This is a genomic window from Pantoea hericii (assembly GCF_014155795.1).
Classification (GTDB): domain Bacteria; phylum Pseudomonadota; class Gammaproteobacteria; order Enterobacterales; family Enterobacteriaceae; genus Pantoea; species Pantoea eucalypti.
Genome location: NZ_SCKV01000003.1, coordinates 126,912 through 152,824, shown reverse-complemented (window position 1 = coordinate 152,824; position 25,913 = coordinate 126,912). Strand labels below are relative to the sequence as shown.

Below are 25,913 nucleotides of genomic sequence, written 5' to 3'. Positions count from 1 at the left end.
TTTTATGAATAACAGGCAAAAAAATACCCGTCGGATGGACGGGTATTCACGGCTATTTCACTACACGGAGTGAAGGGCGTCCGCCACGAGGCGGTGGATCGTCGTCAGGCGGTGTCTCGTCATCGCGGGCATCGTCAGGACGATCGCCATCAATCACGGACATCATGGTCTCTTCCTGACCCTCTGACGTCTCCTGCGTACCCAGCTCGTAAGCAGGTTCAGGCTCAAACATCGTCCCGGCACCGTTTTCACGCGCGTAGATTGCCAGAATCGCCGCCATCGGCACATTAACCTGGCGAGGAACACCACCAAAGCGCGCATTGAACGACACCTGATCATTCGCCAAATCAAGGTTACCCACCGCGCGTGGCGCGATGTTCAGGACAATCTGACCATCACGCGCATACTCCAGCGGCACCTGCACACCGGGCAGATTAATATCGACCACGAGGTGCGGCGTCAGCTGATTGTCGAGCAACCAGTCATAGAAGGCGCGAAGCAGGTAGGGACGACGTGCAGTAAGTTGCGACATTTCCATACGTTAAGCCCGGGCTTGCAGGCGCATTTCACGTTCAGCTTCAGTTAATGAAGCAAGGAAAGAGTCACGCTCAAATACGCGGTTCATGTAGCCTTTCAGCTCTTTTGAACCTGAGCCAATCAAATCGATGCCCATTGACGGCAAACGCCATAACAGCGGTGCCAGGTAGCAATCGACCAGACTGAACTCTTCGCTCATGAAGTAAGGGGTACGACCAAACAGGGGTGCGATAGCCAGCAGCTCTTCACGCAGTTGCTTGCGTGCTGCTTCAGCTTCCTGACCCGTGCTGTTCTCAACTTTCCGCATCAGGCTATACCAGTCCTGCTCGATGCGATGCATCATCAGGCGGCTATCACCACGGGCAACCGGATAAACCGGCATCAGTGGCGGATGCGGGAAGCGCTCATCTAAGTATTCCATGATGATGCGTGATTCATACAGCGTCAGCTCACGATCTACCAGCGTCGGTACCGTGCGATACGGATTGAGGTCAATCAGATCCTGCGGCAGGTTATCCATTTCGACCTGCTCGATCTCTACGCTGACACCCTTCTCCGCCAGGACGATACGTACCTGATGGCTGAAAATGTCAGTAGGACCAGAAAACAGCGTCATTACCGAACGTTTGTTGGCAGCGACAGCCATGAAAACCTCCAAGTTTGTTCATAAAAAGATACTGCAAATAGCCAACCACACGGCGACTCACTTGCTTATCGAACTCGCACGCAACCTGGTTAGCCGCGCCGTAGATACTGACGCCCCGACAGTGGGAAGGCGCATAACGCACCGGCCTGCGGGCGCAAAGTGACACAGAGTTTACCAGATTTTAGGCTACTTGTGGGCGTGGAATGAATGTTTGCAGGTAAATTGAGCGCGACGTTACGGTTTTCGCCGGGAGTCGAGGGGACGGCAGCAAATAAAAAACCCGCCGAAGCGGGTTTTTTGAGCCAATTGTCGCAGCCGGAGCTGCAAACAATTAACGCTTGGAGAACTGAGGACGACGACGTGCTTTACGCAGGCCGACTTTCTTACGTTCAACCTGACGCGCATCACGAGTAACGAAGCCTGCTTTACGCAGTTCGCCACGCAGTGATTCGTCGTATTCCATCAGAGCGCGGGTGATACCGTGACGGATCGCACCAGCCTGACCAGAAATACCGCCACCTTTAACAGTGACATACAGATCGAATTTACCAACCAGGTCCAGCAGCTCAAGCGGCTGACGAACTACCATGCGGGCAGTTTCGCGACCGAAGTACTGTTCCAGAGAACGTTGGTTAATTACGATGTTACCGCTACCCGGCTTAATGAATACGCGAGCGGTAGAGCTTTTGCGGCGACCAGTGCCGTAGTTTTGAGTTTCAGCCATTGCCTTTAATCCCGATTAAATGTCAAGAACTTGCGGTTGCTGTGCCGCATGGGTGTGCTCGTTGCCTGCGTAAACTTTCAGTTTACGATACATAGCACGACCCAGCGGGCCCTTCGGCAGCATGCCTTTAACCGCGATCTCAATCACACGCTCAGGACGGCGAGCAATCATCTCTTCAAAGGTCGCCTGTTTGATACCACCGATGTGACCAGTGTGGTGATAGTAGATCTTGTCAGTACGCTTGTTGCCGGTTACAGCAACTTTTTCTGCGTTCAGAACGATGATGTAATCACCAGTATCAACGTGCGGAGTGTATTCCGCTTTATGCTTACCACGCAGACGGCGCGCCAGTTCAGTCGCCAGGCGACCCAAAGTTTTGCCCGTTGCGTCAACTACAAACCAGTCACGTTGGACGGTTTCTGGTTTAGCTGTAAAAGTTTTCATCGAAAAGCTTACCCAAATTAAGTTACACGTTGGTGAAATCCCAAACGCTTAAGTAAACGAATGAGGCTCACACGACCATTTTGACCAGCAAGCCACCCCTTCGGATAGAGTTACTGGAACACAGAGGATTTGGGAAAAAAATCCTTTGCTGTAACGTGGGGTCGCAAGATTATAGAGAAGTCGGTTACAAAAATCGAACCCTATTTCGGTATTTATCCTGTTTATTCTCACGGCAGGTGCGGCAAACGCAGATACTCTTCGCTCTGCATCTCCTGAAGCCGTGATAAACAGCGCTGATATTCGAATTTCAGCCGCGTGCCCTGATAAATCTCGGTCAGTGACGTCTCCGCCGCGACTACCAGCTTCACATGACGTTCATAGAACTCATCGACCAGCGCCAGGAAACGCCGCGCCTGATCTTCGGTTTTATAGATCATCACCGGCACGTCATACAGCAGCACGCTGTGAAAACGGCGCGACAGCGCAATATAGTCATGCTGACTGCGCCCTTCACCGCACAGGGTTTTGAAGTTAATCGCCAGCACGCCTTCGCTGACACCCAGTGTCGGCATCTGGCGGTGATTAATCTCCAGCACCGGCGCCGCTTCTGGCTGGCTGCCCGACAGCGCTTTAAACATCCGCGTCATTTCAGCGTGCGTTTCCGGGTTCAGCGGATAGTTCCACAAGTGTGCGGAGGTCAGCGTGCGCAACCGATAGTCAATACCGGCATCCACGTTCATCACATTACAGTGGCGTTTTATCTGCTCAATGGCTGGCAGGAAGCGTGCACGCTGCAGACCATTGCGATAGAGATCATCGGGCGGAATGTTCGAGGTGGCCACCAGTGCGATACCGCGTTCAAACAGCGCTTCCATCAGCGTGCCCAGCAGCATCGCATCTGTGATATCAGAGACAAAAAACTCATCAAAACAGAGGATGTCCGTTTCGGCTTTAAATTTGTCCGCGATAATCAGCAAGGGATCGCTCTGACCCTGGAGCTGCGTCAGCTCTTCATGCACCCGCAACATAAAGCGGTGAAAGTGCAGGCGCAGTTTTCGGTCGCCAGGAATAGACTGAAAAAAGAGATCCATGACCCAGGTCTTACCGCGCCCGACACCGCCCCACATATAGAGTCCACGTACCGGTTGCGGCGTCTCGTTTTTCTCTTTGCCGATCAATTTTGACAGGCGACCCAGCAGGCCAGATGCGGCTGGCGCGGCAGATTGTTGCCGGGCAACCAGCGCCTGCTGCAGCGCGTCTAAACGGGTAATTGCTTCGCGTTGTACGTCATCGGGCCTGAATTCGCCCTGCGACAGCGCCTGCTCATAGCGTGCAAGCGGAGTTGAGGTTTGCATTGTTGTTTCAAAGTCCCTGAATGGTGTCTGATTCATACCACGGTTGCTGAAAAAAAGGCCGTTCTACACTAAGCCATGCTGCTCCAGAGTTCCACATCCATAAGATTAACGGGTATAGTGACTATTATTGAAATGGTGCAATGCCCTACGGAACAATGGAAATAACACGGGAGTCATTATGACCTGGGAATACGGGCTAATTGGTTTAGTGGTAGGTATTATTGTCGGCGCAGTCGCCATGCGTTTTGGCAACAAAAAGCTACGTGAGCAGCGCAGCATGCAGTATGAGCTGGAAAAATCGAAAGCGGAGCTGGCTGATTATCGCGAAGAACTGACCAACCACTTCGCGCAGAGCGCGGAGCTGCTGGACAACATGGCGCGTGATTATCGTCAGCTCTATCAGCACATGGCAAAAGGCTCCAATGACCTGCTGCCAAATCTGCCTGGGCAGAAAAATCCGTTTGCGTATCAGCTGACTGAAGCTGAAGCGGATAACGATCAGGTCCCGGTGCAGATGCCGCGCGACTACTCTGAAGGCGCATCGGGTTTACTGCGTGGCGAGCGCCCTGCCCGCGACTAATCTTTTTGGGGCGCAGCCTGTCTGCGCCCACTGAATTTGCGAACCCTGACCGCAAACGACTGTCACATTGATTAATTCCTCCCACCTTTTGCAGCGAGAGCGTTGTAGCAATGAAAAAACAAGCACGCCTGTTTAGCGCATTAGCCCTGAGTATTGGGATGAGTCTTGCCGCCGCGCCAGACGCGATGGCAACGCTGCCAGCACAAATTGCGGGCCAGCCGCTGCCGAGTCTGGCGCCGATGCTGGAGAAAGTGTTACCCGCCGTGGTCAGTGTTCACGTGGAAGGCACCGATTCAGGTGCACAGGCTCAGGATATTCCTGAACCGCTTAAGCGCTTTTTCGGCCAGATGCCTGGCGGGAATAGCCAGCCTCAACCGTTTGAAGGTCTGGGATCTGGCGTCATTATTGATGCCGCCAAAGGTTACGTACTGACCAACAATCATGTGGTCAACGGTGCTGATAAGATCAGCGTACAGCTTGGCGACGGCAGCGAATATGACGCCAAACTGATCGGCCATGATGAGCAGACCGATATCGCGCTGATTCAGATTCAGGGCGCGAAAAACCTTACGCAGGTGAAAGTTGCGGATTCTGATCAGCTGAAAGTGGGCGACTTCGCGGTGGCAATCGGTAACCCGTTTGGTCTGGGACAGACCGCCACGTCCGGGATTATCTCTGCGCTGGGCCGTAGCGGCCTGAACCTGGAAGGGCTGGAAAACTTTATTCAGACCGATGCTGCGATTAACCGCGGTAACTCAGGCGGTGCGCTGGTCAATCTTAACGGCGAGCTGATCGGTATCAATACCGCTATTCTCGCCTCCAGCGGCGGAAACATCGGTATCGGCTTCGCCATTCCCAGTGATATGGCGATGAACCTCGCGCAGCAGCTGATCAAGTTCGGTGAAGTGAAGCGTGGTCAGCTGGGTATTAAAGGCACTGAAATGACGGCCGATATGGCTAAGGCCTTTAATGTCGATGCGCAGCGCGGTGCCTTTGTTTCTGAAGTCTTACCGCAGTCTGCCGCACAGAAAGCGGGCGTGAAGTCAGGCGATATTATTACGTCCATCAACGATAAGCCGATTACCAGCTTCGCTGAGTTGCGCGTAAAAGTCGGCACCACACCGCCAGGCGAACAGGTCAAACTCGGCCTGCTGCGTGAAGGGAAACCGTTAACGGTTACCGTCACGCTGGAGCAGAGCGCCCAGACTACCGCGAGCGCACAGCTGATGTCCCCTGCGCTTCAGGGCGCAACCCTGAGTGATGGACAGACGAAAACCGGGGATAAAGGCGTGAAGGTCGATACCATCGAGAAAGGCACACCCGCTGAGCAGGTGGGTCTGCAGAAAGATGATGTGATTATCGGTGTTAACCGCAACCGGGTTCAGACCATTGCTGAAATGCGTAAAATACTGGAGGGTAAACCGCCGGTGCTGGCTCTGAATGTAGTGCGTGGCGATGAAAGTATCTATCTGTTGTTGAGATAAACCTCGCATTACGGCGGACACAAGCACGTGTGTGTCCGCCGCTCTCATGCTATTCTCCCCTGCGATCTCCCCTGGCGTGATTTAACACCATGTTTCTTAAACTCTTGCGTGCCGTGGTGCTGGGCCTGATTGTGGCGGGTATTTTGCTCGCAGCACTGCCTGCACTACGTATGGGCAGCGACGCCCTTTATAACCACGAAAATATTACCGACGAAACGCCCTTTAGCTTCAATCAAGGGGTGCGACGCGCCGTGCCTGCTGTCGTGAACGTTTACAATCGCAGCGCCCACACCAACAACAATCGTGGGATCACTACCCTGGGTTCAGGGGTGATCATGAATGTTAAAGGCTACATCCTTACCAACAAGCATGTTATCAACAATGCTGATCAGATCATCGTGGCGCTGCAGGATGGCCGCTTCTTTGAAGCGACGCTGGTGGGTTCCGATGGAATGACCGACCTGGCGGTTCTCAAGATTACGGCCTCCGGCCTGCCGGTTATCCCGATTAATCCAAACCGTCAGCCGCACATTGGTGATGTGGTGATGGCGATCGGCAATCCTTACAACCTCGGTCAGACGGTGACGCAGGGCATTATCAGCGCCACGGGCCGCGTAGGTCTGAGTTCGTCAGGCCGACAGAACTTCCTGCAGACCGATGCCTCAATCAACCAGGGTAACTCCGGCGGTGCGCTGATTAACTCGCTCGGCGAGCTGATGGGTATTAATACCCTGACCTTTGATAAGAGCAATGATGGTGAAACACCGGAAGGAATTGGTTTCGCCATTCCAACGGTCTTAGCCTCAAAAATCATGGATAAGCTGATTCGTGATGGTCGGGTCATCCGCGGCTATATCGGCATTACCGGGCGTGAGTTACCGCCGCTGCATGGACAGGGCAGCAATCTGGATCGGGTTCAGGGCATCATTGTCAGTGTGGTCACACCAGACGGGCCCGCAGATAAAGCCGGGATTCAGGCCAACGATGTGCTGCTCAGTGTAAACGGCAAGCCGGCCATTTCCGCACAGGAGACGATGGATCAGGTGGCAGAAATTCGCCCGGGTTCAGTGATTGAGGTGCAGGTGCTGCGCAACGATCAGAAACTGACGCTGCCGGTGACCATTCAGGAATTCCCGGACAATAGTAACTAGCTAAAACCGGAGCCAGGTCAGGGATGGCCCAGCTGATCGCAAAGAAGGCCGCCATCCATGGCGGTCGGCCTCGCCATCCTGGCTCGGACGCTTTGCTCTTCATCCGGGCCAACCCTTCCCCACTATTCCGTCACCATTTGTGAATAACCGATTAGCAGCGATCCACCGGAAACGCGATTACGTCACTCAATGACTCCGCTTTCAACGCCAGCATGATCAGGCGATCAATACCCAGCGCGACCCCCGAACAGGCTGGCATACCATGCGCCAGTGCATCCAGCAGATAAGTATCAATAGGATGTACAGGCAGGCCACGCGCCGCTCGACGCCGGTTATCCTGTTCGAAGCGCTGACGCTGCTCACGGCTATCGGTCAGTTCACGAAAACCGTTCGCCAGCTCAATGCCCTTGTAATAGACCTCGAAGCGCTCAGCCACACGGTGATCTTCAGTACTGATCTCCGCCAGTGCTGCCTGGCTGGCCGGGAAATGATAAACGAAGCAGGGTTTATCCTGACCAATCTTCGGTTCCACGCCCAGCATAAACAGCAGCATCAGTAAGGTATCGCGATCTTCTTCTGCGCGCGCCAGCTCGCCTTCACCCAGCTTCTCAGCCGCTTCACGTAACTGCGCTTTATCCGCAGACAGCGGGTCCAGCTCCAGATGACGGATAAACGCCTGCTGATAAGAGAGCGACTCTGCGCTGTCACACTCCAGCACCTGCTGCATCAGATCGTCGACTTCATTCATCAGGCGGTACATGTCGTAATGCGGACGATACCACTCCAGCATGGTGAACTCGGGGTTGTGGTGACGTCCCGCCTCTTCATTGCGGAAGCTGCGCGCCATCTGGTAAATCGGGCCACTGCCTGCCGCCAGCAGGCGCTTCATATGATATTCCGGGCTGGTCATCAGCCAGAGATCGCGCCCCTGCGCCGCGCCAGGCCCGACAAAACGCGTCTGGAATGGCACCAGATGGATATCGGTAATCGTTGCCTGACTCATCGCCGGCGTATCCACTTCCAGCACGCCGCGATCGGCAAAGAAACGACGCACTTCAGCTAAAATAGCGGCGCGTTTTAACAAATTGGCGATGGATGCGCTTGGTTGCCAGCTTGCCGTTTCGCTCATGGTGATGACTCCTGATACAAATTAGGGTGGGAAGTCTACCTGCAATGCATGTGGCAAACAATCTCGCGCCCATGCTGCCAATAACAGCGTTTCAGCTTCTATACTTAAGCGGTTAAATCACAAAGGAATCCCACTATGTCTCCATGGAAAACAGTTGTTGCCAGCCTGAGTGCTTTTCTCTCAGTCGCCTGCAGTACTACGCCGCCAAAAAACGTCACGGTCATAGATAACTTCGACAGCCAGCGCTACCTTGGTCAGTGGTATGAGATTGCCCGCCTTAATCACCCTTTTGAGCGCGGCCTTGAACAGGTAACGGCAAACTACAGCCCACGTGAAGATGGCGGTCTGAAAGTGATCAATCGTGGCTACAACGTTAAAAAGCAGCGCTGGCAGGAGAGCGTGGGCAAAGCCTATTTCACTGGTGAGCCACAGCGTGCATCCCTGAAGGTCTCTTTCTTTGGCCCCTTCTACGGCGGCTACAACGTTATCGCACTGGATCCCGATTATCGCTATGCGATGGTGTGCGGCCCGAATCGCCACTATCTCTGGATACTGTCACGCACACCGCAGCTGGAGCCGGGCGTTAAAGAGAAACTGGTTGAACAGGCACGTCAGAACGGTTTCCCGGTGGAAGAGTTAATCTGGGTAAAACAGAAATAGTGCAAAAGCTGGCAAGCCGGTACGAAAAGCATTTCGTACCGGTTGGAATAACAGGTTACTTCGTGCTGTTCTGAATCGCCTGGCCACCCGCTTCGACATCTTCACCGACGCCACGTGTTGTATTACACGCCGTCAGCAGAGAAGAGAGCACCAGTACAGAGAAGATTGCGGCAATACTTTTCTTTAACATAACAATGTCCTTTTTGATGGATGTAAAGTACAGCGCTTTAAGCATAGCCGGATTTACGGCAGTTGCTGCTGGCGCGACTCTAAAAAAGACAATCCGTTAGGTCATTTTGCCGCACGGGAAATGGCACCACCTAAGTGGGAGACGTCTTCGCCAAAACCGTGGAATGTGTTGCAGGCGCTTAACGCAGAAGAGACCAGCAACGCGAACGCGATTAATTTTGCCAGCTTGATCATTTTTTTCTCTCAGACAAGAAAAAGGCGCATCCGGAGATGCGCCTGCGAATCTTATTTCACGCGTGACACGTATTCGCCAGAGCGGGTGTCAACTTTGACCACTTCGCCCTCTTGCACGAACAATGGCACTTTCACCACGGCGCCGGTAGACAGCTTGGCTGGCTTGCCGCCAGTACCCGCAGTATCACCTTTCAGGCCGGGATCGGTTTCGATAACTTCAGCTTCGATAAAGTTCGGCGGCTGAACGGCGATCGGGCGACCGTTCCACAGCGTAACGATACACTCAGCGTTATCCTGCAGCCATTTCGCTGCATCGTTTACCGTTTTCTCTTCAACCTGGAACTGCTCAAAGCTTTCCGGGTGCATGAAGTGATAGAACTCACCGTCGTTGTACAGGTAGTTCAGGTTGGTATCTACAACGTCTGCGCCTTCGGCGGAGTCGGTAGATTTAAAAGTTTTCTCAACGCGAGAACCCGTCAGCAGGCGACGCATTTTAACGCGTGCGAATGCCTGACCTTTACCCGGTTTAACGAACTCACTGGATTCGATGGCATACGGCTCGCCTTCGAACATGATTTTAAGACCGGGACGGAAATCGTTGCTAGAATAAGTCGCCATGAAGGCCCTCTACGAAAATTGACACTGGTACTAAGCCAAAAAAATGGCACACATTGTAACCCTAAAAACACCTTCCAGAGAAGATTGGTTGCAGCAACTTGCGGATGTTGTCACCGAACCTGATGAATTACTGCGGATTTTAGCCCTGGATCAGCACACCGAGCTGGCTGAAGGTGCGGATGCGCGGCGTCTTTTCGCCTTACGGGTACCGCATGCGTTCATCCGCCGGATGAAAAAAGGCGATGCGCACGACCCACTGCTGCTTCAGGTACTGACCCGTCGCCAGGAATTCATCGATGCGCCAGGTTATAGCACCGATCCGCTCGATGAACAAAGCAACGTTGTGCCTGGATTGCTGCATAAATACCGAAACCGGGCATTATTGCTGGTAAAAGGCGGTTGTGCCGTTAACTGCCGCTACTGCTTCCGCCGTCATTTTCCCTATCAGGATAATCCCGGCAATAAGCGTAGCTGGCAGGCTGCACTGGACTATATCGCCGAACATCCCGAGCTGGATGAGATCATTTTTTCCGGCGGCGATCCTCTGATGGCCAAAGATCATGAGCTCGCCTGGCTGATCGCCGCGCTGGAACAGATCCCGCATCTCAAACGTCTGCGCATTCACAGCCGCTTACCGGTCGTTATACCGGCGCGTATTACCGAACAGCTCTGTCAGATGCTAAGCGATACCCGACTGCAGGTGATTATGGTGACGCATATTAACCATGCGCAGGAGATTGATGAGGCGCTGCGTGAGTCGATGATCAGGCTGAAGCGTGCCGGTGTGACCCTGCTGAATCAGAGCGTGCTGCTGCGTGGCATCAACGATAATGCCCAGACGCTGGCTACCCTGAGCAATGCGCTGTTTGATGCCGGTATTCTGCCCTACTATCTGCACGTGCTGGACAAAGTCCAGGGCGCCGCGCATTTCTTTGTCTCAGACGACGAGGCACGCCAGCTGGTTCGGTCCCTGTTGTCACAGGTCTCCGGCTATCTGGTGCCAAAGCTGGCGCGTGAAATCGGCGGTGAGCCGAGTAAAACACCGTTAGATTTGCAGTTACGTCAGGAATAAAAACGGCCAGCGCAAGGCTGGCCGGTTGAATACGGTAGGATGCCCGACTCACACTATGGGCACTTATAAACCTGGCCAGTCATTTTGCTATCGAGTGGCGCGAACGCGGACAACAGATTCTGCGTCGGGCTGGTGGCACCATAAATCACGTTGCCGCCCATCTCGGCTGCACGATTGCGCAGATCATTGGCCGCACCACGCAGTGCGCTGGTTTCACCGCCTGCACCGCTCAGCCAGTTGCTCTGTGAGCCGGTGATATTGCCCAGAAGCTGACAATTATTGCCAGGCTGCTGATCGGTAAACGTCACACGCTGCCCCGCTGAAGAGAGTTGCGTAGAGCTGCTGCAGCCCGCCAGCAATAACGCGCCAGCCGTCAGTCCGAGCAAGAGGTTAATCCGCATTGTAATCCCCATTTATTATCATCAGAGTCGGGTGGCAGCGTAGCAGAAAAAGATCTCTTTTTTCTGAACATTCATTGCCTTAATCCCGTTATATCATCTTCATATTTCATACTGTATTCAGGCCAGCAGAGTGGCGCGTCCCGGTAACTTACGATAATAAGTCCATCCGGCGAGGCGGCAGCAGTCAGCATGCAGACAGCGGAAGATATCAAGAGGAAAGACGAACGATTGCGACACTACTTATACTATTTTCCCGCCCAAAAGAAAAACCCCCGACCGTTTCCGATCGGGGGTTCTGTGATGACTTAAGCAGTCAACGGCGATTACATCATGCCGCCCATACCGCCCATGCCACCCATACCGCCAGCGCCGCCGCCTAAATCAGGTGCGTCGCCTTTAGGCATGTCAGTGACCATACATTCGGTGGTGATCATCAGACCTGCAACTGAGGCCGCGTACTGCAGAGCAGAACGGGTCACTTTGGTTGGGTCCAGGATACCGAAGTCGATCATGTTGCCATACTCTTCAGTCTGCGCGTTGTAACCGTAGTTACCGTCGCCCGCTTTCACGTTGTTAGCAACAACAGATGGCTCTTCACCGGCGTTAGACACGATCTGACGCAGTGGAGATTCCATCGCGCGCAGCGCAACTTTGATACCGACGTTCTGATCTTCGTTCTGACCACGCAGATCCGCCAGCTGTGCTGCAACGCGAACCAGCGCCACACCACCACCTGCAACCACGCCTTCTTCTACAGCAGCACGGGTTGCGTGCAGCGCATCTTCAACGCGGGCTTTCTTCTCTTTCATTTCAACTTCAGTTGCTGCGCCTACTTTCAGAACGGCTACGCCGCCTGCCAGTTTCGCTACGCGCTCCTGCAGTTTTTCTTTGTCGTAGTCAGAGGTTGCTTCTTCGATCTGCTGACGAATCTGGGTGACACGGCCCTGGATTGTCGCTTCTTCACCCACACCGTCGATGATGGTGGTGGTGTCTTTGTTGATCACAACGCGTTTAGCCTGGCCCAGATCTTCCAGAGCCGCTTTTTCCAGCTCCATACCGATTTCTTCAGAGATCACGGTACCACCGGTCAGGATAGCGATATCCTGCAGCATCGCTTTACGACGGTCGCCGAAGCCTGGTGCTTTCACAGCAGCCACTTTCACGATGCCACGCATGGTGTTAACCACCAGCGTTGCCAGCGCTTCGCCTTCAACATCTTCCGCGATGATCAGCAGTGGTTTGCCTGCTTTCGCAACGGCTTCCAGCACTGGCAGCATTTCACGGATGTTAGAAATTTTCTTGTCAGCCAGCAGGATGAACGGAGATTCCAGTTCAATCGCACCGGTTTCTGGCTTGTTGATGAAGTAAGGAGAGAGGTAGCCGCGATCAAACTGCATACCTTCAACCACATCCAGCTCATCCTGCAGGCCGGTGCCTTCTTCAACGGTGATCACGCCTTCTTTACCGACTTTTTCCATCGCCTGAGCAATCAGCTGGCCTACGGTTTCATCGGAGTTAGCAGAGATCGTACCCACCTGCGCAATGGCTTTAGAGTCTGAGCAAGGCACAGACAGCGCTTTCAGTTTCTCAACTGCAGCGATAACCGCCTGGTCGATACCGCGCTTCAGATCCATCGGGTTCATACCCGCTGCGACCGCTTTCAGGCCTTCGGTGATGATAGACTGAGCCAGTACGGTTGCAGTGGTGGTACCGTCGCCTGCAGCGTCGTTCGCTTTAGAGGCCACTTCTTTCACCATCTGCGCGCCCATGTTCTCGAACTTGTCTTCCAGCTCGATTTCACGTGCCACAGAAACACCATCTTTAGTGATGGTCGGTGCACCAAAAGATTTATCCAGAACCACGTTACGGCCTTTCGGGCCCAGGGTAACTTTTACTGCATCTGCCAGTACGTTCACGCCACGCAGCATTTTTACGCGTGCGTCATTACCGAATTTTACGTCTTTAGCTGCCATCTTTAAATATCCCTTAAATTCGTTTCGTTCAGTGAATTACGCGTAAAAATTACGCTTCAACAACGGCCAGAATGTCGCTCTCAGAGATGATAAGCACCTCTTCGTTGTCGATTTTCTCGGTTTTAGCACCGTAACCTTCATTGAAGATCACGACGTCACCAACCTTCACGTCCAGCGGCTTAACGTCGCCACTCTCAAGGATGCGACCATTGCCGACAGCCAGAACTTCACCACGGGTGGATTTACCGGCTGCAGAACCGGTCAGCACGATGCCGCCAGCTGATTTAGCTTCAACTTCTTTACGCTTGACGATGACGCGATCGTGCAATGGACGAATTTTCATTTGATAGCTCTCCTTTGAGAAGTCCAATCATTCAGTTTTGGGGTTGAACACCGGGCTGCATGGCTTCCGGCCTCGTGACCAGAGAGATAGGGCCGCCACCACCCACTTTCAAGGGGGCGGACAACAAATTTTTTTATCCGGATGTGATAAGTGGTGACTTTTTAAACAGATGATGGGGTAAATAAAAAACGCAACCCGGAGGTTGCGCTTTCAGAGGCTTAAACTGCGGTTAACGATCCTTGTGGTCGTCATGGTGCTCAAGGCGATCGCTATTTTTACGCTCGAACTCGCCATCCATGGTATAGCCGCTGTCAGGGCCAGCACCCGGTCCGCGCCAGACGCGCAGATGGGGCATCAGTTTCAGCGTCAGATGCTTCTGCACCGGTGGCAGCAACAGCAACAGACCCAGCAGATCAGTGAAGAAGCCAGGCAACAGCAGCAGGAAGCCCGCGATGATCAGTGACACGCTTTTTATCATCTCACTGGCCGGGCTTTCATTACGCGCCAGCTTCTCCTGCATCAGCATAAAGTTCTTCATGCCCTGATTTTTGACCAGCGACACTCCGATGCACGAGGTGAACACCACCAGCAGCATGGTAAGCAGCACGCCCATGACGTGTGCCACCTGAATGAAGAGTGAAATCTCAATCCAGGCCAGAATAAAAAAGACTAATAACGGTATCCAGCGCACCGTACTCTCCTGTAAGTAGGGGCTGAACGGCAGCGTGCCGGTCAGCAGAAAGCATTCATCCTGAGGATGATAAGAAAAGAGATGGGCACCCGCGCCGCCATTTTCAACCGATCGTATCAAATTTATCCTGCGGGGTTAATTTTGTAACCAACTTCACATATCGTTAACCAGACTGCAGCATTAAGTGATCTGCATGCGTGCTTTTCTTAAGCATCAGAATATGATCGCACACGCCCCTTTGAAGACGGATAATATGTCGGCACGGGCACACCACGACAAAATAAACACATCCTTTGTGATGGTTAGCGGCAACAATAAGAAGGTTATCATGGCGAACAACATTCGTATCGAAGAAGACCTGTTAGGCATGCGCGAAGTTCCGGCGGATGCCTACTATGGCGTTCATACTCTGCGTGCGATTGAGAACTTTTATATCAGCAACAGCAAAATCAGCGACATTCCTGAATTTGTCCGCGGCATGGTGATGGTCAAAAAAGCAGCGGCGATGGCCAATAAAGAGCTGCAGACTATTCCGCGCAACATTGCCGATACCATCATTAAGGCCTGCGACGAAGTGCTGAACAACGGCCGCTGTATGGACCAGTTCCCTGTTGATGTCTATCAGGGCGGTGCCGGAACCTCGGTCAACATGAACACCAATGAGGTGCTGGCGAACATCGGCCTGGAGCTGATGGGCCACCAGAAAGGGGAATATCAGTACCTCAACCCCAACGATCATGTGAACAAATGCCAGTCTACCAACGACGCCTATCCAACCGGTTTCCGCATCGCGGTCTACAGCTCTCTGCTGAAACTGCTTGATGGCATCAGCCAGCTGGCCGAAGGCTTCCAGCACAAAGCTGATGAATTCCAGACCATCCTGAAAATGGGCCGCACCCAGCTACAGGATGCCGTGCCGATGACTCTCGGTCAGGAGTTTCACGCGTTCAGCGTACTGCTGAACGAAGAAACCAAAAGTATTCTGCGCACCGCTGAACTGCTGCTGGAAGTGAACCTGGGCGCGACTGCCATCGGTACCCGTCTCAATACGCCGGATGGCTATCAGCATCTGGCTGTACAGCGTCTGGCGGAAGTCAGCAACCTGCCAGTAGTACCGGCGGAAGATCTGATTGAAGCCACTTCTGACTGCGGCGCTTATGTGATGGTCCATTCGTCACTCAAACGTCTGGCCGTAAAGCTCTCCAAAATCTGTAACGACCTGCGCCTGCTCTCCTCCGGTCCGCGCGCGGGTCTGAACGAAATCAACCTGCCAGAGCTGCAGGCGGGCTCCTCCATCATGCCAGCCAAGGTCAATCCGGTGGTGCCGGAAGTGGTAAACCAGGTTTGCTTTAAAGTGATTGGCAATGACATCACCGTCACGATGGCCTCTGAAGCGGGTCAGTTACAGCTCAACGTGATGGAGCCGGTCATTGGCCAGGCGCTGTTTGAGTCAATCAGCATCCTGACTAACGCCTGCTACAACCTGCTGGAGAAGTGCGTCAACGGCATTACCGCCAACCGCGCAGTGTGCGAAGCCTATGTCTTTAACTCGATTGGTATCGTTACTTACCTCAACCCTTACATCGGCCACCACAATGGCGACATCGTCGGCAAAATCTGTGCGGAAACCGGTAAAAGCGTGCGAGAGGTCGTGCTGGAGCGTGGTCTGCTGACGGAAAGTGAGCTGGACGATATCTTCTCGGTACAGAACCTGATGTACCCGGTTTATAAAGCCAAACGTTATACCGATGAAAACGAACAGTAAGGCTTAACCGACGCTGGTTAACCAAAGGCATACCGCGATCAAAACGGTGTGCCTTTTTTTTTGGTACACAGCACACCCCGGTTTTACCGATTTAATGTTCAGGAGTGATTCATGTTTGTGGTTGAGCTGGTTATCGTCTTGATGGCGATCTGGTTGGGCGCACGTCTTGGCGGCATTGGCATTGGCTTTGCTGGCGGGATGGGCGTGTTGATCCTGACGCTGGGATTTGGCATGGCACCCGGCGCTATCCCGTTCGATGTGATTGAAATCATCATGGCGGTGATCGCGGCTATCGCTGCGATGCAGGTGGCCGGCGGCATGGATTATCTCGTCAGCCTGGCTGAACGCCTGCTGCGGCGTCATCCGCGCCATGTCACGCTGCTGGCCCCGCTGGTCACCTACCTGATGACGCTGCTGGCCGGTACGGGTCATACTGCGTTCTCGACGCTGCCAGTGATTGCGGAAGTGGCGAAGGAGCAAGGCGTACGCCCTTCCCGGCCGCTATCGATTGCAGTAGTGGCTTCACAAATAGCGATTACTGCGTCACCGATTTCAGCCGCCGTGGTCTTCTTCGCCACACTGCTTGAACCGCGCGGTATCGGCTATATCACCCTGCTGGCGATTGCCATCCCCTCAACCATGGTGGGTCTCTTCCTGGCCGCGCTGGTGACTAACTTCTTAGGCCGTGAGCTGAAAGATGATGAGGTTTATCAGGCCCGCCTCGCCAAAGGCGAAGTCACGCTGCGTGGCGCCAGCCGTTACCAGGCAAAACCGGGCGCGAAAAAATCGGTGCTGCTGTTTCTGACGGGCATTGTGGCTGTGGTGCTCTATGCCACCGCAACCAGCGCCAGCGTCGGGTTAATCGTCAATCCACCGCTGCCGCGCAATGAAGCGATTGTGGTGTTTATGCTGACCATCGCCACACTCATCAGCCTGACCTGCAATCTCGACACCAGTGAGATCCTCAGCGCCAGCACCTTTAAATCCGGCATGAGCGCCTGCATCTGCGTAATGGGCGTCGCCTGGCTGGGTGATACCTTTGTAAAAGCGCATCTGGCCGAGATTCAGATGCTGGCTGGTGATACGCTAAAAACCTATCCATGGATGCTGGCACTGGTGCTCTTCTTCGCTTCGATGCTGCTCTATTCGCAGGCCGCCACCACCAAAGCCCTGATGCCCGCCGCGCTGCTGCTGGGCGTGACGCCGCTGACGGCCATCGCCTCCTTCGCCGCCGTTTCGGCGCTGTTTGTGCTGCCGACCTACCCGACCCTGCTGGCCGCCGTTGAGATGGATGACACGGGCTCAACCCGGATTGGCAAGTTTGTCTTTAACCATGCCTTTATCATTCCAGGGGTAATTGCCATTGCGCTGTCGGTGCTCTCTGGCTTCGTCTTCGGTGGGTTGTTGTTATAGCCCGCTCATCGTGTTACGGATGGAGCGTGCTATCATCGCCGCTCTTTTAAACAGGAGTCTCAGGATGAATGCTGTCGTTATCCTCTGCACTGCGCCTGATCAGGCCACGGCAGACCATCTTGCCGCCTTAGCGCTGGAGGCCAGACTGGCAGCCTGCGTGACACTGCTGCCGGGTGCCACATCCTGGTATCTCTGGCAGGGCAAAATGGAGAAGAGCAGCGAAATCCAGATGCTGCTGAAGTGCGACAGCGATCATCAGCAGGCGCTGTGTGAATTGCTTAAAGAAGCACACCCTTACGATGTCCCCGAATTGCTGGCGCTGCCGGTTCAACATGGAGATAGTGAATACTTGTCATGGCTGCACGCATCTCTCGCTTAATTACGCTTCTGCTGACGCTGTTTATCTGTCTGCAGGCGCACGCATCCCTCTTTTCTAATCCGGCGACCAGCCGCTTTGTGCCCGTTGATCAGGCGTTTACGTTTGACTTCGACCAGCAGGGCGCTCAGCTTAATCTGCACTGGAAAGTGAAATCGGGCTATTACCTCTATCGCCAGCAAATCCACATCACGCCGCAGAACGCGACCCTCGCGCCGCTGACGCTACCGGCTGGTCAGCCGCATGAGGATGAATTCTTTGGCAAAAGTGAGATCTATCCGCAGGACCTGACGCTGCCTGTGATACTGCAACAGGCGGGCACCGGTGCCACGCTCAGCGTGACATATCAGGGTTGTGCCGCCGCCGGGTTCTGTTATCCCCCCGAGACGCGCAGCGTACCGGTGAGTGCGGTAGCAGCCAGCAGCGTACCTGCGCCGGTCAGTGCACAGCCCGCGCCCGCTAATCCGCTGCCCTTTTCCCCGCTCTGGGCGCTGCTGATCGGCATCGGCGTGGCATTTACGCCCTGTGTGCTGCCGATGTATCCGCTGATCTCCGGCATTATCCTGGGCGGAAATCGCCACTATTCGCTGGGCCGGCTATTTGCGCTGGCGATGGTTTATGTTCAGGGAATGGCGCTGACCTATACGCTGCTGGGCCTGGTGGTGGCGGCTGCGGGCCTGCGTTTTCAGGCCGCGTTGCAGCACCCATACGTGCTGTTGACGCTCTCTGTGCTGTTTATCGTGCTGGCCCTGTCAATGTTCGGCCTGTTTACGCTGCAGCTGCCCTCAAGCCTGCAAACCCGTCTGACGCTGTGGAGCAATCGTCAGCAGGGGGGATCGCTGCCCGGCGTCTTTCTGATGGGCGCGCTGGCCGGCTTGATCTGCTCGCCCTGCACCACTGCCCCGCTTAGCGCTATTTTGCTTTACATCGCGCAGAGCGGAAATCTGTGGGCCGGTGCCGGGACGCTGTGGCTTTACGCGGTCGGCATGGGATTACCGCTGATCGCTGTAACCCTGTCTGGAAATCGACTGCTGCCGAAAAGCGGTCCGTGGATGCAAACCGTCAAAGAGGGCTTTGGTTTTGTCATCCTGGCGTTGCCAGTCTTCCTGCTGGAACGGGTACTGGGCGACGTGTGGGGATTGCGACTCTGGAGTCTGCTTGGCGTGGCGTTCTTTGGCTGGGCGTTCAGCGTCAGCCTGCGTGCCAGCAGCGGTAAGTGGCGCGTGGTGCAGATTGTCATGCTGGCTGCGGCGTTAATCAGCGCACGTCCGTTACAGGACTGGGCATTTGGCGGTCAGGCGGTACAGCATGCTGTGGCACCGCTGCCGTTCCAGTCCCTCCAGACGCCGCAACAACTCGCTAGCGCGCTGCAGCAGGCACATGGTCGCATCACTATGGTCGATCTCTACGCAGACTGGTGCGTCGCCTGCAAGGAGTTTGAAAAATATACCTTTAGTGATAGCGCCGTGCGCGATAGCCTGAGCAAGGTACAGCTACTACAGGCTAACGTCACAGCCAACAGCGCCAGCGACAACGCGCTGTTGCAGCACCTTCGGGTGCTGGGCTTACCGACCATTTTTTTCTTTGATGCGCAGGGCCGTGAAATCCCCGACTCGCGCATCACCGGGTTTCTCAATGCCGCCGATTTCCAGGCGCATTTGCAGAAACTTACCCCATAAACAACACTGGACAGGTCATTGCCCGGCGAAATTGCCGGGCCTGCATACCAGAGGAGAGTCACTTGCAGCGTGAACAGATACTCGAGCATGCATTGAATGTGCTTGAACAGAACGGCCTCGCCGCCACCCTCTCATTGGAAACCCTGGCGGGAGAGACTGAATTAACGCTTGATCGGCTTCAGCAGTTCTGGCCCGATCGCGACGCGCTGCTTTATGATGCGCTCCGCTATCACGGCCAGCAGATTGAAACCTGGCGCCGTCAGATTCTGCTGGATGAATCTCTGTCGCCGGATCAGAAACTGATGGCACGCTATGAAGTCCTGAGTGAGCAGGTCAGCAAAGGCCGTTTCCCGGGCTGCCTGTTTATCGCCGCCTGTAGCTTCTACCCTCAGCCCGATCAGCCCATCCATCAACTGGCCGAGCAGCAAAAACGTGGCTCATGGCAGTTCACCCATGACATTCTGGTGCAACAGGAGCTGGATAACCCAGGTATGGTGGCCGATCAGATGGAACTGATCCTTGAAGGTTGTCTGAGCAGGCTACTGGTGAAGCGTAATGTGCAGGATGTCGCCACCGCTCAGCGGCTGGCGGAGGATGTCTACAGCATCGCGCTGTGCCGCAAAAATGGCGCGCTGGCCTGATGTTTTACCCGCTTTGACTGAAATTCAGGCAATCAGTCACGTTTCCTGGGGTTTTTTTGTGAAAGCCGTTGACGACCCGCGGCCTTTACGGTTTAATGCGCCCCGTTGCCCGAATAGCTCAGTCGGTAGAGCAGGGGATTGAAAATCCCCGTGTCCCTGGTTCGATTCCGGGTTCGGGCACCAAAATTTAAAGAAACCCGCCTCTGGCGGGTTTTTTGCGTTCTGAAGCGCCAGATTCTACACCTCAGCAATACTTTTTTATGCCACTCATCTCCGCTAATGCCGATCCGCATTTCGTGCCTGACTCCGTTTGATGGTCAGTGATCTCGGGTGATGGGTCAGATCGCCCGCCATATTTCTTTGGGTAAACGGATGAATTAACGAGTTTCTCCCGCGCTTACTCTTTAGCGGTCTGTTTAATTGCCGCATAGCGGGCTATCAATTGTTTCAGGTGCATCTCCAGTTGAACTCTGGCCGTGACAGGCAAGGGTAAACCGGCAGGATTTGCGGACAACACGCGCAGTTGCTCCTCAGCCGGTATGGATCGATTAAATGACTGCATTGAGGAAAAGACCACTGACTTCAGCTCACTCACCGTCATATATTTTCCCTTCTTCTCATCCAGCCCGTTTAGCCTGTCACTCAATTTCTGTAGCGTCGTCATCCCCTCATGCCAGCCATTCAGGCGATCTGTCGGAATTGCTGCAGCATTAAGCTGTTGCTGCCAGTGCAATGCCATAGATGTTGCCTGCTCTGGCCACAGTACCCTGGCCTGCTCAATCAACAGACGGCTATAGTCAATATTCCAGTCAGCAGGTAATTCATCCAGCCGGGCAAGCTGCTGCTGCGTCTGAGTGAGGAGTTCCTCGGGTAGTGGAGACTGCTGGCGTAATTGCGCCAGTTTGTCAGGCGCAAGAACTGCAGGTAATGGTGCCAGCGAGGCGGCAAGCTGAACCCTCAACGGGGAAGGCCGTTGAATAAGGTGCCAGCTCCACAATGCGGCAGCGCTTATCAGCAGCATGGTACACATCCCGGCCATAAAGGATTTCCACTGTTTCACCGGCGTGGGCACTGTCGCCAGCACATCCACATTCGGCTGCGGTTCCGGCTGCGCAACGTACACCCACTTCACTGTGCCGCCTGGCGTCTGGATATCTTCAGGCGAACCATCCGTAAGCTCTCTGGTGGATGCGGCAACCGCATTCGTCACGGAAGCTGGCGACACAATACCAGACTGATTTTTTAACCCTGAACAGGTTGTATCATCACTGTTTTCCAGCCGGACAGCACTGTTGTGCAGCAGTGTTCGCAGGGTATCAAGCTGGCTCAGATGCTTAAGCTCCAGACGCTGTAATACTTCTCCCAGCCGGGTAAGTTTTTGCTCTGCATGATAAAGCTGGCTGAGGTCGCTGTAATTCAGCGGGATCATACGCATCAGTTGATGCAGACGCTGACTCAGACTGCTGAGAATTTCCATACGAGCATGGACAGGCTGAGGCCATAGCGCCCCCCACTGGTGACTTATCAGCGCTTCCAGTATCGCCAGCCCTTCATTGAGACCGAATAATCCGGTCAGCTGCGTGCGGGCCAGCGTATACCAGGCCACTGTCTGTAGCTCCACTCCATTTTGTTCAAACAGCGAGAGGCAGAGTTTTTCAACATAATGCCAGTTAACATCAGGACGCGCCGGATGTGTCAGCTTACTCAGTTCATCGCGAAGGGCGGCGTAATCCGATAGCGTACGCGGATCGCCACCGGTTTTAATTTTACGTTGGGTGATGTCATTCATGACAGGTTGTCCATTTGACGGATCTGAAACAGTGGAAGAGGGTTTGTATAAGGAGTTGCGGATTCGCTTTCAGATTGTGTGATTCTGCAGAAATAGTGGTACTGACCGCTACGGCAGGAGCGCCAGAATCAGATTAAAAAACGTGCTTTCATCGAAATGCTGTACAGGCAGAGATAAAGCATCTGGCGACATAAAAGACCAGCCACCCGAATTACCTGACCGCATGCACAAACGCCCCAGGAACGTTATGCCGCCTGCTGCATGGAGCGTTACCTCCACACATCCGGTCACGCCCTGACCGTAAAGAAATAGCGGCATAAACTTTACGATCCTGTCGTCGTGACGCAGAACGATAGCAGAAATATCAAAAACCCCACCCTCCACCAGCAGGTCCGTCACGGATGTACTGAGCGTCTCTACCTTCAGTCCGGTATCCACCAGCCACACGCCGATCTGCTCCTGAAGCTGCGTCATTCGCAGGCGAAACTCCGCGATATCGGCCTGATTTTTGCTGGTAAACGAGACAGGCGCGGGTTGTCTGGCCCGTAGTTTTTTGAGGAACTGCGATTTTACTGTCATGGTGTTGCCTGACCTTACATACGGATTGCGGAGTCGAGATACTGCTGCTGTTTAAGATGGCGCAGGAGAACACGCCCTTCGGGCATAAACTCCGTGCCATATCGCACCAGTCCAACCCCTTTAAGTTCAGCGTCAATGGCATAGCGCAGTTCGCCGGGAATATTCTGCTGCTGAAGAACAACATCTATCTTTTTCAATCGGGGTTCATATTTGAGCAGCACGGCCGATAGCGTGCCCATCAGCTCATGGGCCGTTCCCGGCATCCCCTGCAGAATTCTGGTCATATCGGGCAGGCCGTAATCCGGCAGATGTGCAAGCGTGCCGGCACGGCAGTTAAGGATGCGCTGCATATTATCGAGTACTGACAGGATGAGCTGATTTTCCTCACTGACCTGGTTGAGACCAAGGCCACCGGTGAAATGGCCGGTGAGCATTTCATACAGCGAAGGTGTGTTATGTCCCTGGGTCATCAGCGGTGCTTAAACGGCAGTAGTGTCAGATGATTGTTACCCGCTTCCAGAATGCGCGGCTTATCGGGATCGAGGTCTTCACGCTGTAACACCCGCTTCCAGGTGTTGTTGTCAGTATCCGGGTGGCGGAACAATCCCACCACCGCCACAAACTGCGCGTCGGCCTCCATCGGCATATTCAGGCTGACATCACCGCCCGGCTTCACCACCACATCACGGCTGGCAAGCAGGTCGGCTTGCAGAATGGCCTCTCCCTCTTTCAGCAGCTGTTGGTAGACCGTTTTGTCAAAGTTATTGCGGTCTTTCAGCTGGTAAACCCGGACCACCACCGGTTCAGACAGCGAGTTACTTTCCCGTGAATCGGTGTTCAGCGCTTCACGTGCGGTGAAATCCAGATGCAGCACATTAATCTTTTTATAAAACAGAGCGTTAAATGCCGACTTGGTACCCTCAGTGATGCCCTGCGTTACCCCGCAGCCCGTCAGACTGCATGCCAGCAGTGCAGGTAGCCAGCACGCGGGATTAATCAAATGTGTACGTAACATGTCGGTTTCCTTGTTGTGGTGTAGCGGGCTGCAGGCCGGTGTAATAGCCCAGTTCCGTGGTAAAAGTCTGCGGGATGTCGTCCGGCAGATTATCTCTCTCCACACCCAGTACGCCGTTCATACCCAACCAGAAAGGACCGTCGCCGAGCGGTGGAGCGGCCAGCAGATGAGTCCGGGTGGTCAGGGTGATTTTTGCCTTAAAACGCCAGCCAAGATAAACGCGCAGCATCACCAGAAAATCCTGATACAGCAGGCCATCCGGCTTCCAGCTTTGCGACTCCTGCTCATTATCTGTGGACAGAGCAATCAGCAACTGGCTGTTGGCATCCATCGCCTCTTCGCCAAGCGGCGTGTTACCGTCCAGCAGAAAATCGTTATCACCGTAAAACCCCAGAGGCTGACTGACCTCCACAGGCCGAAGACAGTAAGGACTGACCTGCACAGTGGTATCCGGGGCCAGCAAAGTCACCAGTCCCTGCATCCCCTCCTGGGTTTTACCGGGCTGTTGCAGCACACCCAGCAGCGCCAGAAAGCGGGAGACGGGTGTGGCAATATGGTTAGCGGTGCCGGGAATACCCAGCCCCACCAGACCCAGAAGCGACTGCGAAATGGTGTCGGTCCCGCCGGGCTCAAATGTGGCCGGGTAAGAATATTTACGCCAGATGCGGTAAAACTGCGTCAGGATGCGGTGGCTGAAGATATCCAGAAACCCCTGCAGCGCTTCATGCCCTTCACGGCGCTGAGTGATGTCATCAAGATAGGTGGTCGGCAAGGGGGAATCGACACCATACATCCCCATAAAGGTTGTTCGGATGAGCGGAGGCCTGCTGTCATCAGCCTCGTCATAGTCGACAGCTTTCAGTTCACTGACCGGAAACCCCATTCCCGGATGCGGTGCAAATCGCACCGGGTCATCCGCCGGATGACTGGTTGAGCCCATTAGCGGCCCGCCGGGATTACGCTTCTCCAGCAGCTGACATAAACGGTAAAAGTTAATGCGGTGAAGATCAGCTTCCAGTCGCGGGCTCAGCCGGGAATGCGGCGGTTGTGCTTTTCTTCCCATTGCAGGCGTTCTCCGGTCGGTTGCAGGATAATAATCAGGCGGTTAAACAGGTAGATATCGGTGTAGAGCGCGAAGAAGCGACTCAGCATCTCGCCAAATAAACAGATGTCGCCACGTCCGGCAAAACCGTGGCTGTCGAGCGTCACTTCGATCTGCACACCACGCACCAGGTAGCCCTGCTCAAAGCGCTCGGTTTCGCTGTGCTTCACGTCAATGATGGCTTCCAGGCGGCGGCGGTTCATCTCGCTGTCAGTCCACTCGTACAGCGCCAGGGTGCCGCGCAGCACGTCGGCGTTGTCCATCATCGACAGAAACCCGCTGCCGAGATGGCTCAGCACGCGCCAGTAAAAACGATCCTGTGCCGGGGGATAACAGGGCAGCGTCGGCGCGCAAAGGTTACGTACGGCGATGCTGGCCGAGGTGGTTTTCATCACCGTATCGAGAACCGTGCTCTGCAGCGCACGGCGTGGCAGCTGGCCGTTGGTGCCGGTGAGCGTCAGTGACAGACTTTCATCTTCCGGGACCGTATGGTTATCAAAGGCTTCGCCGCCGAGGATAAGCCAGGTGTTATGCAGCCCGGAAGGCCCCCGACGCACGCGGGTATGGTAGTAATATTCCGGCGCTTCATGCCGCATCATTCCGCCTTTGTGGCGAAACCCGGAAAATGGGACATAGGTATGCTGGCTCGATGACATCACCGAATCCACCGCATATATCTCGGTATGGCCAGGGGCGCAGACGCCTGACCGTTACTGAAGTCGCCCGCCACCAGTAATTTCAGCGGGAGCTCGGTTTTTTTGCCTGCGCCTCCCGTGTGCAAATCAAGTTTTAAATTAATGCGCGCTTTGGGTATTTCGGACTGAAAGGAAGAGTCAGACATGGTTGTCCCTGTTCTATGAATTGACAGAAGCGGTCAGTGCCAGTGAGAAATAAACGGAAAAGTAAGACCCGGCCAGAACAGCTTCACGTTTCACGTCATCCGACGTAAATCAGAAATCCGGAATTAAAAGCGGGCGTATTCCCTTCACCAGCATGTCGACACGGTATTTCTGAGTCATTTGTCTGAAATGAAAAAATTCAGATAAAACCCAGTAGGCGGAGTGTAGGAACGTTGAATGCCTGAGCGTAAACGGAAAGATGTAACAGAATATTACCGATGCTGATTTTAACAAGCCCGAATCATCATGATGATTTATAAGAATTTTCCTGCGAATCCCGATAAGGTCTTACAGAATAAGGGTGTGCAGTAAGCGGCTGATTTACATTAATCACTAAGCAGTACGATTTTCCATCAGTTGCGCGAAATATCTGATTTATGGCTTTATTCAATAAACGGGAAGCAGGAGAAGATAAATATTTAAA

Annotated in this window: 28 protein-coding genes, 1 tRNA gene and 2 pseudogenes; 11 read left to right on the top strand and 20 right to left on the bottom strand. The window is 54.1% G+C overall.

Annotation, left to right across the window (positions count from 1 at the left end; all coding sequences use genetic code 11):
* Nucleotides 1-52: 52 nt before the first annotated feature.
* From sspB to zapE, 5 genes are all read right to left on the bottom strand, one after another.
* Nucleotides 53-538: a ClpXP protease specificity-enhancing factor gene (gene sspB, locus H7K52_RS07795; RefSeq protein ID WP_003851133.1), complete on the bottom strand. Its 486-nt coding sequence runs from the start codon at nt 536-538 to the stop codon at nt 53-55.
* 3 nt (nt 539-541) lie between these two features.
* On the bottom strand, nt 542-1,183 hold the full coding sequence (gene sspA / locus H7K52_RS07790; protein ID WP_003851135.1) for a stringent starvation protein SspA: 642 nt from the start codon (nt 1,181-1,183) through the stop codon (nt 542-544).
* A 331-nt stretch (nt 1,184-1,514) separates the two neighbouring features.
* The gene (gene rpsI / locus H7K52_RS07785) at nt 1,515-1,907 is read right to left on the bottom strand and encodes a 30S ribosomal protein S9 (protein ID WP_008925401.1); all 393 of its coding nucleotides are present in this window, start codon (nt 1,905-1,907) and stop codon (nt 1,515-1,517) included.
* Between the two features lie 15 nt (nt 1,908-1,922).
* A complete protein-coding gene (rplM, locus tag H7K52_RS07780; RefSeq protein ID WP_008925400.1) occupies nt 1,923-2,351 on the bottom strand; it encodes a 50S ribosomal protein L13 in 429 nt (142 codons plus the stop codon).
* Nucleotides 2,352-2,578: 227 nt separating this feature from the next.
* Entirely contained in the window at nt 2,579-3,706 is a 1,128-nt protein-coding gene (gene zapE, locus H7K52_RS07775) for a cell division protein ZapE (protein ID WP_182629902.1), read from the bottom strand.
* Between the two features lie 178 nt (nt 3,707-3,884).
* Here zapE and zapG point away from each other — a divergent pair, with 178 nt between their 5' ends.
* From zapG to degS, 3 genes are all read left to right on the top strand, one after another.
* Entirely contained in the window at nt 3,885-4,286 is a 402-nt protein-coding gene (gene zapG / locus H7K52_RS07770; protein WP_003848291.1) for a Z-ring associated protein ZapG, read from the top strand.
* Nucleotides 4,287-4,396: 110 nt separating this feature from the next.
* Nucleotides 4,397-5,770, top strand: coding sequence for a serine endoprotease DegQ (degQ, locus tag H7K52_RS07765; RefSeq protein WP_008925399.1), 1,374 nt, complete (start codon nt 4,397-4,399; stop codon nt 5,768-5,770).
* Nucleotides 5,771-5,859: 89 nt separating this feature from the next.
* A complete protein-coding gene (degS, locus tag H7K52_RS07760) occupies nt 5,860-6,921 on the top strand; it encodes an outer membrane-stress sensor serine endopeptidase DegS (protein ID WP_003848295.1) in 1,062 nt (353 codons plus the stop codon).
* A gap of 151 nt (nt 6,922-7,072) precedes the next feature.
* Here degS and epmA read toward each other — a convergent pair whose 3' ends face one another.
* The gene (gene epmA, locus H7K52_RS07755) at nt 7,073-8,050 is read right to left on the bottom strand and encodes an elongation factor P--(R)-beta-lysine ligase (protein ID WP_003848297.1); all 978 of its coding nucleotides are present in this window, start codon (nt 8,048-8,050) and stop codon (nt 7,073-7,075) included.
* Nucleotides 8,051-8,185: 135 nt separating this feature from the next.
* Between epmA and H7K52_RS07750 the strand changes: the two genes are divergently transcribed.
* Nucleotides 8,186-8,710, top strand: a complete 525-nt coding sequence (locus tag H7K52_RS07750) for a lipocalin family protein (RefSeq protein ID WP_003848298.1) — start codon at nt 8,186-8,188, stop codon at nt 8,708-8,710.
* Between the two features lie 55 nt (nt 8,711-8,765).
* On the opposite strand, the gene H7K52_RS07745 is transcribed toward H7K52_RS07750, so the two are convergent.
* The 3 genes from H7K52_RS07745 to efp all read right to left on the bottom strand — a co-directional run bounded on the left by H7K52_RS07745 (nt 8,766) and on the right by efp (nt 9,751).
* Complete coding sequence (locus H7K52_RS07745; RefSeq protein WP_003848302.1) at nt 8,766-8,900, bottom strand: entericidin A/B family lipoprotein; 135 nt, start codon at nt 8,898-8,900, stop codon at nt 8,766-8,768.
* Nucleotides 8,901-9,001: 101 nt separating this feature from the next.
* Nucleotides 9,002-9,133 carry an entericidin A/B family lipoprotein gene (locus tag H7K52_RS07740; RefSeq protein WP_003848306.1) on the bottom strand — a complete coding sequence of 44 codons (132 nt, stop codon included), beginning with the start codon at nt 9,131-9,133 and terminating at the stop codon, nt 9,002-9,004.
* 51 nt (nt 9,134-9,184) lie between these two features.
* The gene (gene efp, locus H7K52_RS07735; RefSeq protein ID WP_008925396.1) at nt 9,185-9,751 is read right to left on the bottom strand and encodes an elongation factor P; all 567 of its coding nucleotides are present in this window, start codon (nt 9,749-9,751) and stop codon (nt 9,185-9,187) included.
* Nucleotides 9,752-9,794: 43 nt separating this feature from the next.
* On the opposite strand from efp, the gene epmB reads away from it, so the two are divergent.
* A complete protein-coding gene (gene epmB / locus H7K52_RS07730; RefSeq protein WP_033743098.1) occupies nt 9,795-10,823 on the top strand; it encodes an EF-P beta-lysylation protein EpmB in 1,029 nt (342 codons plus the stop codon).
* A 53-nt stretch (nt 10,824-10,876) separates the two neighbouring features.
* On the opposite strand, the gene H7K52_RS07725 is transcribed toward epmB, so the two are convergent.
* The 4 genes from H7K52_RS07725 to H7K52_RS07710 all read right to left on the bottom strand — a co-directional run bounded on the left by H7K52_RS07725 (nt 10,877) and on the right by H7K52_RS07710 (nt 14,231).
* Nucleotides 10,877-11,224: a DUF4156 domain-containing protein gene (locus tag H7K52_RS07725; RefSeq protein ID WP_008925394.1), complete on the bottom strand. Its 348-nt coding sequence runs from the start codon at nt 11,222-11,224 to the stop codon at nt 10,877-10,879.
* A gap of 323 nt (nt 11,225-11,547) precedes the next feature.
* Nucleotides 11,548-13,197 (bottom strand): chaperonin GroEL, encoded by a 1,650-nt coding sequence (gene groL, locus H7K52_RS07720; protein WP_008925393.1) that lies wholly within the window; start codon nt 13,195-13,197, stop codon nt 11,548-11,550.
* A 49-nt stretch (nt 13,198-13,246) separates the two neighbouring features.
* A complete protein-coding gene (locus H7K52_RS07715) occupies nt 13,247-13,540 on the bottom strand; it encodes a co-chaperone GroES (protein WP_003848316.1) in 294 nt (97 codons plus the stop codon).
* Nucleotides 13,541-13,769: 229 nt separating this feature from the next.
* Nucleotides 13,770-14,231, bottom strand: coding sequence for an FxsA family protein (locus tag H7K52_RS07710; protein ID WP_181405311.1), 462 nt, complete (start codon nt 14,229-14,231; stop codon nt 13,770-13,772).
* Nucleotides 14,232-14,559: 328 nt separating this feature from the next.
* Between H7K52_RS07710 and aspA the strand changes: the two genes are divergently transcribed.
* The 6 genes from aspA (at nt 14,560) to H7K52_RS07680 (ending at nt 20,288) form a co-directional block, all read left to right on the top strand.
* A complete protein-coding gene (gene aspA / locus H7K52_RS07705; protein ID WP_003848319.1) occupies nt 14,560-15,996 on the top strand; it encodes an aspartate ammonia-lyase in 1,437 nt (478 codons plus the stop codon).
* Nucleotides 15,997-16,107: 111 nt separating this feature from the next.
* On the top strand, nt 16,108-17,409 hold the full coding sequence (locus H7K52_RS07700) for an anaerobic C4-dicarboxylate transporter (protein ID WP_182629901.1): 1,302 nt from the start codon (nt 16,108-16,110) through the stop codon (nt 17,407-17,409).
* Nucleotides 17,410-17,473: 64 nt separating this feature from the next.
* Nucleotides 17,474-17,788, top strand: a complete 315-nt coding sequence (gene cutA / locus H7K52_RS07695; protein WP_003848322.1) for a divalent cation tolerance protein CutA — start codon at nt 17,474-17,476, stop codon at nt 17,786-17,788.
* Nucleotides 17,764-19,464, top strand: coding sequence for a protein-disulfide reductase DsbD (locus H7K52_RS07690; protein ID WP_182629900.1), 1,701 nt, complete (start codon nt 17,764-17,766; stop codon nt 19,462-19,464). Before cutA ends, H7K52_RS07690 begins: the two co-directional genes overlap by 25 nt.
* A 62-nt stretch (nt 19,465-19,526) precedes the next feature.
* A complete protein-coding gene (gene dicD, locus H7K52_RS07685) occupies nt 19,527-20,105 on the top strand; it encodes a division control transcriptional repressor DicD (protein ID WP_003848326.1) in 579 nt (192 codons plus the stop codon).
* A 107-nt stretch (nt 20,106-20,212) separates the two neighbouring features.
* Nucleotides 20,213-20,288, top strand: a tRNA-Phe gene (locus tag H7K52_RS07680).
* Between the two features lie 214 nt (nt 20,289-20,502).
* Here H7K52_RS07680 and H7K52_RS07675 read toward each other — a convergent pair.
* From H7K52_RS07675 to H7K52_RS07645, 7 genes and pseudogenes are all read right to left on the bottom strand, one after another.
* Entirely contained in the window at nt 20,503-21,894 is a 1,392-nt protein-coding gene (locus tag H7K52_RS07675) for a VasL domain-containing protein (protein ID WP_182629899.1), read from the bottom strand.
* A 108-nt stretch (nt 21,895-22,002) separates the two neighbouring features.
* A complete protein-coding gene (locus H7K52_RS07670; RefSeq protein WP_039658966.1) occupies nt 22,003-22,473 on the bottom strand; it encodes a hypothetical protein in 471 nt (156 codons plus the stop codon).
* 14 nt (nt 22,474-22,487) lie between these two features.
* Nucleotides 22,488-22,943, bottom strand: a complete 456-nt coding sequence (gene tssE / locus H7K52_RS07665) for a type VI secretion system baseplate subunit TssE (protein ID WP_039658967.1) — start codon at nt 22,941-22,943, stop codon at nt 22,488-22,490.
* Nucleotides 22,943-23,488, bottom strand: a complete 546-nt coding sequence (tssJ, locus tag H7K52_RS07660; protein ID WP_182629898.1) for a type VI secretion system lipoprotein TssJ — start codon at nt 23,486-23,488, stop codon at nt 22,943-22,945. Before tssJ ends, tssE begins: the two co-directional genes overlap by 1 nt.
* The gene (gene tssG, locus H7K52_RS07655; protein ID WP_140033730.1) at nt 23,466-24,551 is read right to left on the bottom strand and encodes a type VI secretion system baseplate subunit TssG; all 1,086 of its coding nucleotides are present in this window, start codon (nt 24,549-24,551) and stop codon (nt 23,466-23,468) included. Before tssG ends, tssJ begins: the two co-directional genes overlap by 23 nt.
* Nucleotides 24,515-25,279 (bottom strand): annotated as a pseudogene (locus tag H7K52_RS07650) (type VI secretion system baseplate subunit TssF); the annotation flags it as partial. The pseudogene H7K52_RS07650 and the gene tssG, both read right to left, overlap by 37 nt.
* Nucleotides 25,276-25,431, bottom strand: a pseudogene (locus tag H7K52_RS07645) (type VI secretion system contractile sheath small subunit); the annotation flags it as partial. The pseudogenes H7K52_RS07645 and H7K52_RS07650, both read right to left, overlap by 4 nt.
* Nucleotides 25,432-25,913: the final 482 nt, after the last annotated feature.